Origin of the sequence: Streptomyces sp. NRRL B-24484 (assembly GCF_000717715.1) — a bacterium.
Taxonomy (GTDB): domain Bacteria; phylum Actinomycetota; class Actinomycetes; order Streptomycetales; family Streptomycetaceae; genus Kitasatospora.
On record NZ_JOAI01000027.1, the window covers coordinates 80,321 to 97,569 of the forward strand.

Below are 17,249 nucleotides of genomic sequence, written 5' to 3' on the forward strand. Positions count from 1 at the left end.
GCGGCCGTGGGGGCTCACCAGCGGTCGTGGACCTGCGGGCGGATCCGGCGGTCGTAGAGGTCGCGGACGGCCGCCAGGGTGGTGTCGGAGAGCGGCGGCAGCGCGGCGGCCGCGGCGTTGGCCCGGGCCTGCTCGGGGCTGCGGGCACCCGGGATCACCGTGGTCACACCCGGCTGCTGGACGATCCAGCGCAGCGCCGTCTGCGCGGGGGTGGCGCCCTCCGGGGCGAGCGCCGAGAACTCGACGGCCGCCTCGACGCCCGTCGCGAAGTCCACCCCGGAGAAGGTCTCGCCCTGGTCGAAGGCCTCGCCGTGCCGGTTGTAGGTGCGGTGGTCGTCCGCCGAGAAGACGGTGTCCCGGGTGTAGCGGCCGGAGAGCAGACCGGAGGCGAGCGGCACCCGGGCAAGGATCCCCACTCCGGCCTCGGCGGCAGCCGGCAGCACCTGCTCCAGCGGCTTCAACCGGAAGGCGTTGAGGATGATCTGCACGCTGGCCACACCCGGTCGGGCGATGGCCGTCAGCGCCTCGGCGCAGGTCTCGACGCTGACGCCGTAGGCCGCGATCCGCTCCTCCCCGACCAGCGTGTCCAGGGCGTCGAAGACCTCGTCGGAGGAGTACACCGGGGTCGGCGGGCAGTGCAGCTGCACCAGGTCGAGCCGGTCCACCCCCAGGTTGGTGCGGGAACGGTCGGCCCAGGCGCGGAAGTTGGCGAGGTTGTAACGCTCGGGCCGCTGCTCGACCCGGCGGCCGAACTTGGTGGCGACGAAGACACCCGCGTCCGGGCGTTCCTTCAGGTGGCGGCCGATCAGCTGTTCGCTGCGGCCGTCGCCGTAGACGTCGGCCGTGTCGAACAGGGTGACCCCGCTCTCGACCGCGGCGTCCAGCACGGCGAGGGCGTCCCGCTCGCGGACATCGCCCCAGTCCGCGCCCAACTGCCAGGTGCCGAGGCCGACGACGGAGACGGGACGGCCGGTCCGGCCGAGTACGCGCTGTTCCATGGGGAGCCTCTCATTGACCAGCAGGGAGCCGGAAGCGGGAAGGGCGTGTGCGATCACCACCACCCACCGTACCCACCGTCAGGACGGTGCCCCGCGTCGCGTCGGAGGGCGGCGTGGTGCGCCGGTGGAGGGGTATGACGGCGGACGGGTGTGGCGGTGGAGGCCTGTGGCGGTGGACGGGTGTGGCGTCAGACGGCGGCGGCAGCGGCCGGGCCGCGGGCGAGCAGGAGGACGACGTCGAGGCCGGCGACGGCGATGGTGGCGAGGAAGGGGATCCGGCCGGGGGCGACCGGAGCCAGCAGGGCCGTCGCCACGGCGACGGCCAGAGCGGCGGCCTCCGCCGGAGGGACGGGCTGCCCGGGGCCGAGGACCAGGACGGCCGTGGCGGCGGAGGTCGCTGCGGCGGCCACCGCGGCGGACGGGCGGCGGCCCAGACGCTGGGGCAGGCCGAGGACGCCCGCGGCACGGTCCGCCTGGATGTCCGGGAGGACGTTGGCGAAGTGGGCGCCGCAGCCGAGCAGCCCGGCCGCGGTCGTCACCCACCAGGGTGGGACGGTGGCGGTGGCGAAGGCCGGCAGCGCGCCGAAGGCCACGGCGTACGGCAGCCAGGACGCGGCAGTCCGCTTCAGCCGGAGGTTGTAGGCCCAGCCGGCGGCGACGCCGGTGAGGTGGGCGGCCCCGGCCCGGGTGCCGCAGGCGAGCGAGAGCGGGACGGTGGCGGCGAGCGCGGCGGCGGCCGCCTTACCGACCGTTCCGGGGGCGAGGGCACCGCGGGCGAGCGGCTTGTCGGCGCGTCCAGCGGCGGCGTCCCGGGCGGAGTCGATGCAGTCGTTGGACCAGCCGATGGACAGCTGGCCTGCGGCAACCGCGGCCGTGGTGAGCAGGACGGCACACTTGCCGCGGCCCGCGGCGGCTGCGAGCCCCGCGGCGAAGGCGGTGACGGCGGCGGCCGGCGCGGGGTGACACGCCGCCAGCAACAGGGCCGGCCGGCGGATCCACCGCACGGCCGCCGCCGCGTCCATCCCACTGGACATGGCGTCAGGTTAGGTCGCGGCCGGGCGATCGTCCCGTAACGGCGCGCGGCTGCAGGGCATCCCGGGCGGTGAGCCGGGGTCAGGGCGGTGAGCCGGGGTCAGGGCGGGGTCAGGGCGGCAGTCGTCCATGGGGGTGCGGGTGCGTGATCGCGTATCCGGTGGGAGGCGGCATCGCTGAACTGACAGGCCCTCCCTCCGGTTACAAACCATCACGGCAGTGACGGGCCCATGCGTGGTGCGACAGGGCGTCACACCTGCAACAACCACGCACGACGGTGACGCCTCGGCCGGGGACGCACGGGCGATCACCTCTGCGCAGCGGCTCGCTGCACGGACAGCCCCTCACGTCGGTTACACCCCATCACCTGCGCTGGAGACCAGCACTACTGCGCCGCCTCTTCCCAAAGTGACACCCCAACACCCTCGCACCACACCCCAACCCGCCACCCCCTCACAACCGTGACACGCCCTCACCTCCGCGACAGCGACCCCACGCGACCCCCAACAACAGACATGGCACGCCCGGGCATCCCTCATTCGCCACATTCGTCCGAGTTGTACCTATGCTGAGCCGATGACCCGAATTGTGGCGGTGAGCGGGGTGCTGCCGGTCCATCGGTACCGGCAGGAGGAGATCACCGAGGCGTTGGCCGAGCTCTGCCTGCCACCGGACGCCGACCGGGCGGTGCTGGACAGGCTGCACGCCGGAGCCGGGGTGGCGGCCCGTCATCTGGCGCTGCCACTGGAGCGGTACGCGGGGATCGAGGGTTTCGGACAGGCCAACGACGCGTTCATCGCCGCAGCCCTGGAGCTCGGCGAGCGGGCCGCACGGACGGCACTGGCCGAGTCGGGGCTCGCCGCCGAGGAGATCGAGCTGGTGGTGTCGACCTCGGTCACCGGGATCGCGGCGCCGTCGCTGGAAGCCCGGCTGGCGGGCCCGCTCGGCCTGCGGCAGGACGTCCGCCGCCTCCCGGTCTTCGGGCTGGGGTGCGCGGCGGGCGCGGCCGGCCTGGCCCGGCTGCACGACTACCTGGCGGGCCGTCCCGGCCATGCCGCACTGCTGCTCTCCACCGAGCTGTGCTCGCTGACGCTGCAGCGCTCGGACGCCTCCACCGCCAACCTGGTGGCCTCGGCCCTGTTCGGGGACGGCGCGGGTGCGCTGTTGGCGGTCGGTCCGGAGCACCCGCGCTTCCACGACTCCCCCGGCCCGCGGGTGGTGGCGACCCGCAGCCGTCTCTACCCGGGCACCGGGCACCTGCTGGGCTGGGACATCGGCGACCGCGGGTTCCGGATCGTGCTGGGCGGGGCGCTGCCGGAGCTGGCCGGTCTGCACGTCGCCGAGGAGGTCTCGGCCTTCCTCGCCGAGCACGACCTGAAGCCCGACGAGGTGGCCGCGTGGATCTGCCACCCGGGCGGGCCGAAGGTGCTGGACGCGCTCGGGGAGTCGCTCGGCCTGCCGGAGTCCGCGCTGGCGCCGAGCCGCCGCTCGTTGGCCCGGGTGGGCAACCTGTCCTCCGCCTCGGTGCTGCACATCCTCCGTGACGTCCAGACGGACGGCCCGCCGCCGCCCGGCTCGGCCGGACTGGTGCTCGCGCTCGGGCCCGGCTTCTCCTCCGAACTCGTCCTGCTCCGCTGGTGATCGAGGCCCGATGTCCTGGTACTCCCTGCTCGTCCTGCTGGTCGCCGCCGAGCGGCTGGTCGAACTCGTCGTGGCGCGCCGCAACGCCACCTGGAGCATCGCCCGCGGCGGCACCGAGCACGGCCGCGGCCACTACCCGCCGATGGTGCTGCTGCACAAGGCGCTCCTGGTCGGCTGTCTGATCGAACCGGCGGTGCTGGCACGGCCGTTCGTGCCCGCGCTGGGCGTGCCGATGCTGCTGCTGGTGATCGCCGCGCAGGCGCTGCGCTGGTGGTGCATCGCCTCGCTCGGGCCGCGCTGGAACACCCGGGTGATCGTGGTGCCGGGCCTGCCGCTGGTCACCCGCGGCCCGTACCGGTGGCTGCGGCACCCGAACTACCTGGCGGTGGTGGTGGAGGGGGCGGCGCTGCCGCTGGTGCACTCGGCATGGCTGACGGCCGGGGCCTTCACGGTGCTGAACCTGTGGCTGCTGGGCGTCCGGATCCGGTGCGAGGAGGCGGCGCTCGGCGGGGCGGTGCCGGCGGTCGCCCGGTGATCGACCTGCTGGTGGTGGGCGGCGGCCCGGCCGGGCTGGCCACCGCCGTGCACGGGGCGCTCGCCGGCCTGGAGGTGGTGGTGGCCGAGCCGCGCCCGACGCCGGTGGACAAGGCCTGCGGGGAGGGGCTGATGCCGGCCGCCGTCCGGGCGCTGGCCGGGCTCGGCGTGGCGCCGGAGGGCCGCGCCTTCGAAGGCATCCGCTATCTGGAGGCGGCCGGAGGCCGGGCCGCCGAGGCGCGGTTCCGCTCGGGGCACGGGCTCGGGGTGCGCCGCACGGTGCTGCACGCGGCGCTGGCGGCGCGCGCCGCGGAACTCGGCGTACGGGTGCTGCCCCTGCGGGTCGGCGCGGTCGACGTGGGGCCGCACGCGGTGCGGGCGGCCGGGCTGACGGCCCGCCACCTGGTCGCGGCGGACGGGCTGCACTCCCCCGTCCGGCGCGCCCTCGGCCTGCACCGGCCGCCGCCACCGGGCCGGACCGTCCGGTACGGGCTGCGCCGGCACTACCCGGTGGCGCCGTGGTGCCGCTCGGTGGAGGTGCACTGGTCCGAGCGGGCGGAGGCGTACGTCACGCCGCTCGGCCCCGCGTTGGTGGGTGTGGCACTGCTCACCTGCGACCGGGCACCGTTCGACGAACAGTTGGCGCGCTTCCCGCTGCTGGCCGCCCGGCTGCCGGTCGGGGCGGGCACGGCGGTGCGCGGCGCGGGTCCGCTGCACCAGCAGGTCAGGGCCCGGGTCGCCGGGCGGGCGCTGCTGGTGGGCGATGCGGCCGGCTACCTGGACGCGCTCACCGGGGAGGGCCTGTCGGTGGCCCTGGCCTGCGCGGGCGAGCTGGTGCGCTGCGTGCTGACGGGCCGGCCGGAGGCGTACGAGCGGGCCTGGCGGCGCGCCTCGCGCAGCTACCGGCTGCTGACCGGTGCGCTGCTGTGGGCGCGGCAGCGCCCGGTGCTGGCTCCGCGGATCGTGCCGCTCGCGGCCCGCCTGCCACGGGTCTTCGAGGCCGGGGTGAACCTCCTGGCGTGAGCCCTGCCGGCGCGAGCCCTGCTGCTGGGCGTCCGGCGCGCCGCCCGGTACGGCGGCTGGTCGCCCGGGAGGCGGGTGGTCCGCACCGCCCCCGGGCGCCCCTCAAGGGGACGGCATCCGGCGGTCCCCGGGCCAGGCGCAGGGAGCGGAGCACGGGAGCGCGGGCCCGGCACAGCGGGGGCGCGGAACGGGGTGAGGCGCCGTCAGGCCCGCCCCCAGCCCCACTCCGATACCACCCAATTACCAGGCAACTCACATCAATTCGGACATAAACCCCCTGTGCCCGAGATCACAGGAACCGTCCCGGCACACCGCCTCACCTGGGACTTTGGGCGTGTACACGCGATCGGGACACCGTGCGGCCGGTGCAGCGGGCTTGCGCCGCCGACGGGCCGTCGCGCAGGCTCTGGCGCTGAGCGGTCCGCCTCTCCGGTCTCGGGAGGGCGGGCCACATCCGCAGGGGGGTACGAAAGGTTCCCCCACCCCATGCCCAGAAACTCGAAGCACCGCCGCACCGTGCGACTCACCGCCCGCCGGGCCGCCGCCCTCGGACTCGCCGTCGCCGCCGTCGGAACCGGCGCCGCAGCCTGGGCCGCCCCGGGCGGCTCGTCCGACCCCGTCGTCGTCGACTCGCTGGCGTTCACCCCCGCTGCACCCACCGCCGGTGCCGCGGTGACCGCCACCGCCAAGGTGCACGCCACCCAGCAGACGGCCGTCCAGGCGCTGACCGTCGCGGTCCGTTCCTCGAGCGGCGCCAACTACGACTTCGCCGGCGCGATCCCGACCACGCTGACCTCGACGCAGCAGACCTTCGTACCCAAGAGCCGGACCTTCCCGGCCGGCTCCTACACGATGTTCGTCGCCTACAAGGCGAACAACGTCTGGCACAACCTGACGCCGAAGAAGGCGTTCACCTCCGACGGCAGCACGGTGACGCCGACGACGCCGTCCGCGCCGGCCACCTCGGCCTCGCCGACCCCGACGGCCGCCCCGAGCACCTCCGCCCCGGCGAGCACCGCGCCGGTCGCCCCCAGCACCTCGGCCCCGGCGAGCACCGCGCCGACCGCGAGCGCCACCCCGAGCACCGCCGCGCCGAGCACCGCAGCCCCGAGCGCCTCGGCGTCCGCGACCACCGCCCCGAGCAGCGGCGGTCCGCTCGGCATCGCCGGCAGCTGGCGCCAGGTCTTCGCCGACGACTTCAACGGCACCTCGGTCGACTCCGGCAAGTGGACGGCGAACTGGCTCGGCTGCGCGACCTGCACCACCCCGCCGGTGAACTCCTACGAGAAGGCCGCCTACGCGCCCTCGCAGGCGACCGTCAGCGGCGGCAACCTGCACCTGACGGCCACGGCGAAGGCCGCGACGGCGAACGGCAAGTCCTTCCCGTACACCTCGGGCATGGTGCAGAGCAACGGCAAGGCGCAGTTCACCTTCGGCGCCTTCGAGGCCCGGATCTACCTGCCCGGCAGCGGCGGCAAGATCTCCAACTGGCCGGCCTTCTGGACCGACGGCCAGAGCTGGCCGACCGACGGCGAGATGGACGTGATGGAGGGCCTGGGCGGCCAGGCCTGCTACCACTACCACTCGCCCTCCGGCGGCCCCGGCAGCTGCGCGCCCGGCGACTACACCGGCTGGCACACCTACGGCGCCGAGTGGGCGCCCGGTTCCGTCACCTACTACTACGACGGCAAGAAGGTCGGCCAGATCACCACGGGCATCACCAGCAGCCCGCACTACCTGATCCTCAACAACGGCGTTTACACGACCGACACCGTGACCGCCGACACCGACATGCAGGTGGACTACGTCAAGGTCTGGCAGCACTGACCCGCTGACGCACCCCGCCAGGGCCCGTACGGACGCCCCGGCCCCCGCCCCCGCGGCGGGGCCGGAGGCCTCCCGTGCGGGCCCTGCGGCGCCCCCGGGGCGGCGGGAGAATGCCGGGAGGGGGCCGCCCGGCCGGGGAGTACGCCATGGCGCAGCACCACGAGACCTGCCCGCGCTGCGGGCACTCCACCGACTGGCGGGCCGGGCTCACCGAGGAGGAGCTGCGCGGCATCGACCGGCGGCGGCGCCGGGGTCTGGGCGTGCTGGTGGTGTGCTGTGCGGCACTGCTTCCGTGGATCGGCTTCCTGGCGGCGACGCTGCCGGTGCACTTCGAGGCACGGCAGTGGCGGCTGGCCTGGGTCGGCTTCGACCTCGGGCTGCTGGCGGCGCTGGCGGCGACCGCCTGGTTCGGCTGGCGGCGGCGCCGGCTGCTGGTGCCGTGGGCGCTGGCGGCGGCCGTCCTGCTGATCTGCGACGCCTGGTTCGACGTGATGCTCTCCTGGGGGACGGACGACGTCTGGGTGAGCGTCGGCGCGGCCCTGCTGGTGGAGCTGCCGCTGGCGACGGCGCTGCTGCTGCGGGTGCGCAGGATCCTGCAGGTCATGCTGCGGCACTACTGGTACCTGGCCGACCTGCCCGGTGAGCCGCCTCCGCTGTACCGGGCACCGCTGCTCACCGAGGGCGTGCCGGACCGGCCGCGGCAGCGGCCGGCCTGAGGGCACCGTCCGGGCGCGGACCGGGCCGGTCCGCGCGCTGCGCTCTGGGCCGGTCGGGCGATCCGGAGGTGCGGGCGGGCCGCTCGGGTGCGCGCCGGGTGACACTGGGGGTATGGCAGCGTCACCGGAGCAGAGCGGCGGGGACATCTTCACCCCGCCCGTCGTGGTGCACCCGCCCACCCACGGCGCCCGCCCCTACCGCCGGGTCGAGATCTACGGCCGGCCGGTCGGCCGTGCGTACGGCGAGGAGGACGTGGCGGAGTACATCCGCCACGCGGGGGTGTCCGAGCCGGACCTGGACGACCCGGACCTGGTGGGCTGGCGCGGCGGCGACCGGACCGTCTGGTCCGCGGGCTGACGCGGGCCGCGCACGGCCGGGCGCTGCGCCCGCATGCGTGCGGCCACCCGGGCGGAGGCGGCCATCCAGGGCAATCGGGCCACTCCAACCGCCGAGGGGCGGGCCGCTGGAGTGGCCGGGCGGGCGGCGCGGGGCGGTAGTGGTAGCAGACCGCTCACGTCGGGTGAAGGAGTCCGTGATGCCCAAGGTCCGTCCGGCTGCCGTCCTCGTTGCCGCCCTGCTCGCCGCCGTCTGCCTCGGCTGCGCCCCGGGCGACCCGAATCCGGCCCCGCTGCCGGGCCGCCCCGCGCAGCAGGAGCCGTCTACGGAGTCCCCCGCCCCGAGCGCCGCGCCCGAGCCGACCGCGGCGCCGGCCCCGGGCACTCAGGTCTCGCTGGCCGACGGCGCCGGGTTCGGGCCGATCCTGGTGGACGCCAGGGGCCGCACCCTCTACCTCTACGACGGGGACACCTCCACGCAGTCGACCTGCTACGGCGCGTGCGCGGCGCAGTGGCCGCCGCTGACCACCACCGGCTTCCCGGTCGCGGGCGCCGGCGTGGACGACGGACTGCTGGGGGTGGGGAAGCGGACCGACGGGGTCGGCCAGGTCCTCTACAAGGGGCACCCGCTGTACTACTTCGCCCAGGACACCGTGCCCGGCGAGGCCGGCGGCCAACAGCTCGACCAGTGGTACGTGGTGGACGCGCTCGGCGACAAGGTGTCGGCCGGCTGAACCCTGCACGGGGCCCGGACCGGCAGCGCCCGAACGGAGCTGAATGGTGGTCTGCACCATTTTCAGGCCCTGCATAGTCTTGCACAACGGGCCCCGGGAATCTCCACCGGTCCGCCTCATCATTATGCACTGCGGCGGGTGGCGATACCCCGCCACTCAATTCCTCAAGAGAAGCTCAAATTTACAAACCTTTGCCCTACCTGCACATACGTCAACTTTCGTGCGCCCCAAGGGTTTTGACGAATAATCATGATCATCTCCGTTCGAGCCAGATAACTATTCGGAATCATGGGGTTCTGTTCGACAAATCTCTGCGCCTAGCCTTGGGCAACTCTCAACCCCTGCCATTCATCGAGAGGTCAATCCCACCCATGGCTTCTGTCGACCAGCTCGCCCCGTCCTCCGCCCCGCCGAACGGCACAGGCAGCCGATCACTGCGGCGCGAGGTCGGGCTGATCGGCCTCCTCTGGGCCTCCGTCGGCTCGATCATCGGCTCCGGCTGGCTGTACGGCGCCAAGAACGCCGTCATGGTCGCCGGCCCGGCGGCCCTCGTCTCCTGGGGCATCGGCGCCGTCGCGATCGTCCTGCTCGCGTTCGTCCACGCCGAGCTCGGCGGCCTCTTCCCGGTCGCCGGCGGCACCGCCCGCTACCCGCACTACGCCTTCGGCGGACTCGCCGGCATGTCGTTCGGCTGGTTCTCCTGGCTGCAGGCGGCGACGGTCGCCCCCATCGAGGTCGAGGCCATGATCGGCTACGCCGGTCACTGGGACTTCGCCAAGGGCTTCCTGAAGGACAACGGCACCCTCACGGTCAGCGGCTTCGTGGTCGCCGTCGCGCTGATGGGCGTCTTCGTCGCGGTCAACTTCCTCGGCGTCCGCGTGCTGGCGCACACCAACTCGGTGGCGACCTGGCTGAAGATCGCCGTCCCGCTGGCCACGATCCTCGTGCTCGCGGTGACCAACTTCCACGGCGGCAACTTCACCTCGCACGGCTTCGCGCCGTTCGGCATCAAGGGTGTGCTCGCCGCGATCAGCACCAGCGGCATCATCTTCGCGCTGCTCGGCTTCGAGCAGGCCATCCAGCTGGCCGGCGAGAGCAAGAACCCCAAGCGCGACATCCCGCGCGCGGTGCTCGGCTCGGTCGCCATCGGCACCCTGATCTACGTCCTGCTGCAGGTCGTCTTCATCGCCGCGCTGCCCGGCACCGCGTTCGCCAAGGGCTGGGAGAACCTCGACTTCCCCGGCATCTCCGGCCCGTTCGCCGGCCTCGCCACGCTGGTCGGCCTCGGCTGGCTGGCCTGGGTGCTGTACTTCGACGCCATCGTCTCCCCCGGCGGCACCGGCCTGATCTACACCACCTCCACCTCGCGGATCTCGTACGGCCTCAGCAAGAACGGCTACGCCCCGCAGCTGTTCGAGAAGGTCGACAAGCGCGGCGTGCCGTGGTTCGGCCTGATCATCTCCTTCATCACCGGTGTCATCTGCTTCCTGCCCTTCCCGAGCTGGCAGGAGCTGGTCGGCTTCATCACCTCCGCCTCGGTGCTGATGTACGCCGGCGCCCCGCTCGCCTTCGGCGCCCTGCGCCGCCGCCTGCCGGACCGCGAGCGCTCCTACCGCCTGCCGTTCGGCGAGGTGATCGCCCCGCTGTCCTTCATCGTGGCCAGCCTGATCATCTACTGGACCGGCTGGCACACCCTGGCCCGCCTCGGCATCGCCATCGTCCTCGGCTACGTGCTGCTCGGCAGCTACGCCGCGTACGCCGTCCGCAAGGGCCTGCCGAACGCGCCGCGCCTCGACTGGCGCCCGGCGCAGTGGCTGCCGGCGTACCTGGTCGGCCTCGGCCTGATCTCCTGGCAGGGCGGCTTCGGCGACGGCACCGGCACCATCCCGATGTGGTGGGACATGCTGCTCGTCTCGGCCTTCGCGCTCGGCATCTACCACTGGGCGATCCGCGTGGCACTGCCCTCCGACGCGATCGACCAGAACATCGAGGACGTCGAGGTCGTCGACGAGGGCGGCCACTGATCCACCCCTCCGGGCAGGACCGACCCCGGTCACCGTAGCGACTTCCTGCCCGCACCACCCGAGGAGCCCGGCCGCCCCACAGCGGCCGGGCTCCGCCGGTTCCCGGGCCTCAGCCCCCGCCCACACACACGAGCCGTCCCGGCAGCGCTGCCGCGGACGGCTCGCGGCGTTCCCGGGGCTCCTCCGGGCCACGGCCGGACGGCAGCCGAAGCCCACCCGCGGCGGACCCACGCCACACCCGCGGGGCCGTGCGGGCCGTTGACAAGGGGAGGGCGGCGCGGCGAAGCTAAGCAAGCGCTTAGTCAGCGCGTGAGTGCGTGATCCGATCAGTCCTTCCCCGAGGCGAGGGCCCATGAGCGACACCCCCGAGACCCCACCCGGTCTCGACCTGGACCGGCTGCGCGAGCGGCTCGACGCAGAGCTGCCGGGCACCGTCACCGGCCCGCTGCGGGCGACGCTGTTCGAGGGCGGCAAGTCCAACCTGACCTACCTGCTGGAGGACGGCACCGGGCGGTGGGTGCTGCGCCGGCCGCCGCTCGGCCACGTCCTCGCCACCGCGCACGACATGACCCGCGAGCACACCGTGCTGGCCGCGCTGCACCCCACCCGCGTCCCGGTGCCGCGCCCGCTGCTGCTGGTCGAGGACACCGAGGTGATCGGCGCGCCCTTCTACCTCATGGAGTACGTCGAGGGCACCCCGCACCGGGACGCCGGGGCGCTCGGCGCGCTCGGCCCGGAGCGGGTGCACGCGCTCGGCCTGCACCTGGTCGACACCCTGGTCGACCTGCACGCCGTCGAGCCCGCGGCGGTCGGCCTCGACGCCTTCGGCCGGCCCGAGGGCTTCCTGGAGCGCCAGCTGCGCCGCTGGGGCAAGCAGCTGGACGCCTCCCGCAGCCGCGAGGTGCCCGGCATCGACGAGCTGCACGAGCAGCTCGCCCGCACCCTGCCGGTCTCCCCCGCACCCGCGCTGGTGCACGGCGACTACCGGCTGGACAACGTCCTGGTCGGCCCGGACGACCGGATCCGCGCCGTCCTCGACTGGGAGATGTCCACCCTCGGCGACCCGCTCACCGACCTCGGCCTGCTGGTGATGTACACCGAGCTGGCCCGCCGCTTCAACGGCGTGCTGCCCGGCGCCGCCCTCGCCGAGGGCTTCCCGCAGACCGCCGAACTGGTCGCCCGGTACGCCGACGGCTCCGGCCGGGACGTCTCGGCGCTCGGCTGGTACACCGGCTTCGCCTCGTTCAAGCTCGCGGTCGTGCTGGAGGGCATCCACTACCGCTTCACCCAGGGCGGAACGGTCGGCGCCGGCTTCGACCGGGTCGGCGAACTCGTCCCGCTGTTCGTGCAGTTCGGCCTCACCGCACTCAAGGAGCGCTGACCCGTGGACTTCTCCTTCGACGCCCGCACCGAGGAGCTGCGCTCCCGGCTGCTCGACTTCATGGACGAGCGCGTGCACCCGGCCGAGCCGGTGCTCGCCGCGCAGCTCGCCGACCCGGCCCGCGAGCCGTGGACGATCCCGCCCGTCGTCGCCGAACTCCAGTCCGCCGCACGGGAACGCGGTCTGTGGAACCTCTTCCTCCCCGGCGGGGCCGGCGCCGGTCTGACCAACCTCCAGTACGCGCCGCTCGCCGAGATCACCGGCCGCTCGGTGCTGCTCGCCCCCGCCGCGCTCAACTGCGCCGCCCCGGACACCGGCAACATGGAGGTGCTCGACCAGTTCGGCAGCGAGGAGCAGCGCAAGCAGTGGCTGGAGCCGCTGCTCGCCGGTGAGATCCGCTCGGCCTTCGCGATGACCGAGCCGGACGTCGCGTCCTCGGACGCCTCCAACATCACCACCCGGATCGAGCGGGACGGCGACGAGTACGTCGTCAACGGCCGCAAATGGTACATCACCGGCGCGATGAACCCCAACTGCCGGATCTTCATCGTGATGGGCAAGACCGACCCCGACGCCGCCAAGCACCGGCAGCAGTCGATGATCCTGGTGCCCCGCGACACCCCGGGCGTCACGGTGAAGCGCGGCATGACCGTCTTCGGGTACGAGGACCAGGACCACGGCGGGCACGCCGAGGTGCTCTTCGAGGACGTCCGGGTGCCCGCCGCCAACCTCATCGGCGAGGAGGGCTCCGGCTTCGCCATCGCCCAGGCCCGGCTGGGGCCGGGACGGATCCACCACTGCATGCGGGCCCTCGGCATCGCCGAGCGCGCGCTGGAGCTGATGTGCCGCCGGGCCGTCGACCGGGTCGCCTTCGGCCGGCCGCTCGCCGACCAGGGCGTGGTGCAGGACTGGATCGCCGAGTCCCGGGTGCGGATCGAGCAGGCCAGGCTGCTGGTGCTGAAGACCGCCTGGCTGATGGACACCGTCGGCAACCGCGGTGCCCACACCGAGATCCAGGCCATCAAGATCATCGTCCCGCAGGCCGTCGAGTGGATCCTCGACAAGGCCGTGCAGACCCACGGCGCCGCCGGCGTCAGCCAGGACACCCCGCTCGCCCAGCTCTGGGCCGGCAACCGCACCCTGCGGCTCGCCGACGGGCCCGACGAGGTGCACCGCCGCTCGCTCGCCCGCCGCGAACTCGGCCGCTACCAGAAGAAGGAGGGCTGACATGGCCGTCCGTGAAGAGGACCTCCGGCAGCGGGTGGCGGACCTGCTCGCCGCGCACGACCCGGCGACCACCGACCGGCTCGACTTCCTGCGGGCCCGGTTCGACGCCGGACTCGCCTGGGTGCACTTCCCCGAGGGGCTCGGCGGACTCGGCGCGCCGCGGCCGCTGCAGGCCGTCGTGGACGCCGAGTTGGCCGCCGCCGGGGCACCCGGCAACGACCCGCGGAAGATCGGCATCGGCCTCGGCATGGCCGCCCCCACCATCCTCGCGTACGGCACCGAGGAGCAGAAGCGGCGCTTCCTGCGGCCGCTGTGGACGGGCGAGGAGGTCTGGTGCCAGCTCTTCTCCGAGCCCGGCGCCGGCTCCGACCTCGCCGCGCTCGGCACCCGGGCCGTCCTCGACGGCGGCACCTGGACGGTCGACGGCCAGAAGGTGTGGACGTCCAGCGCGCACACCGCCCGCTGGGCGATCCTGATCGCCCGCACCGACCCGGACGTGCCCAAGCACCGGGGCATCACCTACTTCGTCTGCGACATGACCGACCCCGGCGTCGAGGTCCGCCCGCTGCGGCAGATCACCGGCGAGGCCGAGTTCAACGAGGTCTTCCTCACCGGTGTCCGCATCCCCGACACGCACCGGCTCGGCGCTGTCGGCGAGGGCTGGCAGGTCGCCCAGACCACCCTCAACAACGAGCGGGTCGCCATCGGCGGTCAGGCCGCACCGCGCGAGGCCGGCATGGTCGGCGTCGTCGCCGAGACCTGGCGCGCCCGGCCCGAACTGCGCACCCACGACCTCCACCAGCGCCTCCTGAAGGGCTGGGTGGACGCCGAGGTCGCCCGGCTCACCGGCGAACGGCTGCGCCAGCAGCTCGCATCGGGCCAGCCCGGCCCCGAGGGCGCCGCCATGAAGCTCGCCTTCGCCCGGCTCGCCCAGGAGTTGAGCGGCCTGGAGGTCGAACTCCTCGGTGAGGACGGCCTCGCCTACGACGACTGGACGATGGTCCGACCCGACCACGTCGACTTCACCGGCCGCGAGGCCGGCTACCGCTACCTCCGCGCCAAGGGCAACTCCATCGAGGGCGGCACCTCGGAGATCCTGCGCAACATCATCGCCGAGCGCGTCCTCGGCCTGCCCGGCGAGCAGCGCGCCGACAAGAACGTGCCCTGGAAGGAGCTGCCGCGATGACCGACGCCACCGGCCCGGCCGACCTGCTGTACTCCGAGGTCGAGGAGGAACTGCGGAGCAGCGTACGGGCGTTGCTCGCCGACCACTGCCCGCCCGAGGCGATCCTCGCGCGCTGCGAGGGCCCCGCGCCGTACGACCCCGCGCTCTGGCGCAAGCTCGCCGCGGACCTCGGTGCGGCCGGGCTCCAGGTGCCGGAGGCGCTCGGCGGGGCCGGTGCCTCCCTGCGCGAGACCGCCGTCGTCCTGGAGGAGTTGGGGCGCAGCGCGGCACCGGTGCCGTTCCTCGGCAGTGCGGTGCTGGCGACGACCGCGCTGCTGGCCTGCGGCGCCGAGGAGTTGCTCTCCGCCCTGGCCGGCGGGGAGCGGACGGCGGCGCTCGCCGTGCCGCTGTCCACGGCACCCGGGGCCGGCTTCCCGGCGACCGTCCGGGTCGACGGGGCCGGGACGCTGAGCGGGCGGATCACCTCGGTCGCGGACGCGCTGGCGGCGGACGTGCTGCTGGTGCCCGCGGCCGGGCCCGGCGGGGCCGTGCTCTACGCGGTCGAGGCCGCCGCGGCCGGACTGGCCGTGGCGCGGCGCACCTCGCTCGACCTCACCCGTCCGCTGGCCGACCTGGTACTGACCGGGGTGCCGGGCCGGGCCGTCGCGGTGGGGGCGGACGCGGAGGCGGCTGTGCGGCAGGCGCTGTTCACCGGCGCCGGACTGCTCGCCTCCGAACAGCTCGGCATCACCGAGTGGTGCCTGTCGACGACCGTGGCGTACCTGAAGGACCGCACCCAGTTCGCCCGCCCGGTCGGCTCGTTCCAGGCGCTGAAGCACCGGCTGGCCGACCTGTGGCTGGAGACCGTCGGGGCGCGGGCCGCGGCCCGGTACGCGGCGGACGTGCTGGCGCGCGGGGACGCCGATGCGGAGGTCGCGGTGGCGGTCGCGCAGGCGCACTGCGGGGCGGTGGCGGTGCGGGCGGCCGAGGAGTGCGTGCAGCTGCACGGTGGCATCGGCATGACCTGGGAGCACCCGGCGCACCTCTACCTCAAGCGTGCCAAGGCCGACCAGATCGCCCTGGGCACCCCGGGCGCCCACCGGGCCGCACTGGCCCGCCTGGTGGACCTGCCGGCGCCGGTCGCCGGCTGAGCGGGCCGGGCGGCGGCGCGGGCGCCGCGGAGGGAAACGACGGCGGTCTCCTCCGCGGCGCCCGGCCCGTTCACGGCGCGGCGGGGTGCTCGGCGCGCAGCCGCTCCGCCCTCGCCGCGCGCTGTGCGAGGACGCGCTCACGCCGCTCCGCCGTCTGCCGCAGGGCCTCGCGGCGGTCCCGCCCGGAGAGGCGGTCGAGGTAGAGGCGGCCGTGCAGGTGGTCCGTCTCGTGCTGCAGGCAGCGGGCGAAGTAGCCGGTGCCCTCGACCGTGATCGGACGGCCGTCGCGGTCCTGTCCGCGGACGACGGTGCGGGCGGAGCGCGGCACCTCCATGGCCGCACCGGGGACGGAGAGACAGCCCTCGTCGTCGACGGCGAGGCGGCGCCCGCGCACGTCCTCCGGGTCGATCACCGGGTTGAGGATGTGGCCGACGTGGCGGACGCCCGCGTCGTCGAGGCAGTCGTAGACGAAGAGTTGCAGGTCGACGCCGACCTGGTTGGCCGCCAGGCCCGCTCCTTCGGCGGTGTACATGGTGGCGAACATGTCGTCGATCAGCCGGGCGAGCTCCGGGCTGCCGAACTCCGCGCCGGCCGGGCGGCAGGGCCGGTGCAGGACCTCCTCCCCCGTCTCCGTGATCCGCAGCACCGAGCCGCGGGTCGCCTCCGGCGGTGGCACCGGGCAGTGGTCGACCGGTTCGCCCTGGACCAGGACCCGCGGCCCGTCGGCCGCCCGGGCCCGGTGGTGGTGCTGCTCCGGCATCGGTGTCCCCCTCGCGTGTCGGGCATGGGCCCGCGGCTGCACGGGCCCTCGGCTGCCTGCCGGCGCTTGCCGGATGCTTTGCAAAGTAGCATACTTTGCAAAGTGACTGAGGAATCGTCAATTCGGCAGCCGCCACCGCCCGTCGGCGAACTGTCCGACCACGAGGTGCGGACGGCGCTGCTGCGCCTGCTGGCGGAGGAGGGCACCGTCACGGCCACCAGCGCGGCCCGACGCCTCGGGTACAGCTCGGGGTTGTGCTCGTTCCACCTCAGGCAGCTGGCCCGCTACGGCCGGATCGAGGAGGTCCCGCAGACCGGCGGCCGGGCCAGGCCCTGGCGTCTGCGGCCGACGGGCGGCACGGCGGAAGAGCCGGGCGGAGACGAGGAGTTCGGCGCACTGGCGCGGGGCCTGGAGGACGAGAGCTACCGGCAGTGGCTGGCCCATCGCGAGCGGGCGCCGGAGGCGTGGCGGCACGACGAGGCGTTCAGTGCCGTCGTCCACCTGACGCCGGAGGAGATGTCCCGGGTCGCCGAAGAGGTACGGCAGTTGCTCGCCCGGTACGGCGACCGCGAGGAGGGGCCGGCCCGGCGGCCGGTGGCAGCACGGCCGGTCGCGGTCGTCGCCCGGCTCTTCCCGCTGCTCGACGGCTGAACCGCGGGGGCAGGACGGGCAGAACGGCAAAGGGGCGCGTGGGGTACCT

The 17,249-nt window shown here is 74.2% G+C and carries 16 protein-coding genes; 13 read left to right on the forward strand and 3 right to left on the reverse strand.

Annotated features, from left to right (window positions below; translation table 11 throughout):
* Positions 1-14: 14 nt before the first annotated feature.
* Together IE98_RS0123910 and IE98_RS0123915 are read right to left on the reverse strand one after the other, a co-directional pair.
* On the reverse strand, positions 15-998 hold the full coding sequence (locus IE98_RS0123910; protein WP_030272151.1) for an aldo/keto reductase: 984 nt from the start codon (positions 996-998) through the stop codon (positions 15-17).
* Between the two features lie 188 nt (positions 999-1,186).
* Positions 1,187-2,032: a UbiA family prenyltransferase gene (locus IE98_RS0123915; RefSeq protein WP_030272154.1), complete on the reverse strand. Its 846-nt coding sequence runs from the start codon at positions 2,030-2,032 to the stop codon at positions 1,187-1,189.
* A gap of 574 nt (positions 2,033-2,606) precedes the next feature.
* On the opposite strand from IE98_RS0123915, the gene IE98_RS0123920 reads away from it, so the two are divergent.
* From IE98_RS0123920 to IE98_RS0123980, 12 genes are all read left to right on the forward strand, one after another.
* Positions 2,607-3,671 carry a type III polyketide synthase gene (locus tag IE98_RS0123920; protein ID WP_030272155.1) on the forward strand — a complete coding sequence of 355 codons (1,065 nt, stop codon included), beginning with the start codon at positions 2,607-2,609 and terminating at the stop codon, positions 3,669-3,671.
* A 10-nt stretch (positions 3,672-3,681) separates the two neighbouring features.
* Positions 3,682-4,206 carry an isoprenylcysteine carboxyl methyltransferase family protein gene (locus IE98_RS0123925; RefSeq protein WP_030272157.1) on the forward strand — a complete coding sequence of 175 codons (525 nt, stop codon included), beginning with the start codon at positions 3,682-3,684 and terminating at the stop codon, positions 4,204-4,206.
* On the forward strand, positions 4,203-5,228 hold the full coding sequence (locus IE98_RS0123930; RefSeq protein ID WP_030272159.1) for an NAD(P)/FAD-dependent oxidoreductase: 1,026 nt from the start codon (positions 4,203-4,205) through the stop codon (positions 5,226-5,228). The genes IE98_RS0123925 and IE98_RS0123930 overlap by 4 nt, the downstream gene beginning before the upstream one ends.
* 486 nt (positions 5,229-5,714) lie before the next feature.
* Positions 5,715-7,055 carry a glycoside hydrolase family 16 protein gene (locus IE98_RS44955; protein ID WP_052390875.1) on the forward strand — a complete coding sequence of 447 codons (1,341 nt, stop codon included), beginning with the start codon at positions 5,715-5,717 and terminating at the stop codon, positions 7,053-7,055.
* Positions 7,056-7,201: 146 nt separating this feature from the next.
* Positions 7,202-7,771: a hypothetical protein gene (locus tag IE98_RS42960; RefSeq protein ID WP_063748994.1), complete on the forward strand. Its 570-nt coding sequence runs from the start codon at positions 7,202-7,204 to the stop codon at positions 7,769-7,771.
* A gap of 112 nt (positions 7,772-7,883) precedes the next feature.
* Positions 7,884-8,129, forward strand: a complete 246-nt coding sequence (locus IE98_RS0123950) for a hypothetical protein (RefSeq protein WP_052390876.1) — start codon at positions 7,884-7,886, stop codon at positions 8,127-8,129.
* A gap of 178 nt (positions 8,130-8,307) precedes the next feature.
* Entirely contained in the window at positions 8,308-8,841 is a 534-nt protein-coding gene (locus tag IE98_RS48240) for a hypothetical protein (RefSeq protein ID WP_106976685.1), read from the forward strand.
* Between the two features lie 371 nt (positions 8,842-9,212).
* Positions 9,213-10,865, forward strand: a complete 1,653-nt coding sequence (locus tag IE98_RS0123960) for an APC family permease (RefSeq protein ID WP_030272169.1) — start codon at positions 9,213-9,215, stop codon at positions 10,863-10,865.
* Positions 10,866-11,217: 352 nt separating this feature from the next.
* Positions 11,218-12,246, forward strand: a complete 1,029-nt coding sequence (locus IE98_RS0123965; RefSeq protein WP_030272170.1) for a phosphotransferase family protein — start codon at positions 11,218-11,220, stop codon at positions 12,244-12,246.
* Positions 12,247-12,249: 3 nt separating this feature from the next.
* Complete coding sequence (locus IE98_RS0123970) at positions 12,250-13,473, forward strand: acyl-CoA dehydrogenase family protein (protein ID WP_030272172.1); 1,224 nt, start codon at positions 12,250-12,252, stop codon at positions 13,471-13,473.
* A 1-nt stretch (position 13,474) separates the two neighbouring features.
* The gene (locus tag IE98_RS0123975) at positions 13,475-14,659 is read left to right on the forward strand and encodes an acyl-CoA dehydrogenase family protein (RefSeq protein ID WP_030272174.1); all 1,185 of its coding nucleotides are present in this window, start codon (positions 13,475-13,477) and stop codon (positions 14,657-14,659) included.
* Complete coding sequence (locus IE98_RS0123980; protein WP_030272176.1) at positions 14,656-15,789, forward strand: acyl-CoA dehydrogenase family protein; 1,134 nt, start codon at positions 14,656-14,658, stop codon at positions 15,787-15,789. Before IE98_RS0123975 ends, IE98_RS0123980 begins: the two co-directional genes overlap by 4 nt.
* A gap of 70 nt (positions 15,790-15,859) precedes the next feature.
* Here IE98_RS0123980 and def read toward each other — a convergent pair whose 3' ends face one another.
* Positions 15,860-16,549: a peptide deformylase gene (def, locus tag IE98_RS0123985; protein WP_052390877.1), complete on the reverse strand. Its 690-nt coding sequence runs from the start codon at positions 16,547-16,549 to the stop codon at positions 15,860-15,862.
* 102 nt (positions 16,550-16,651) lie between these two features.
* Here def and IE98_RS0123990 point away from each other — a divergent pair, with 102 nt between their 5' ends.
* Complete coding sequence (locus tag IE98_RS0123990) at positions 16,652-17,200, forward strand: helix-turn-helix domain-containing protein (RefSeq protein ID WP_052390878.1); 549 nt, start codon at positions 16,652-16,654, stop codon at positions 17,198-17,200.
* Positions 17,201-17,249 lie beyond the last annotated feature (49 nt).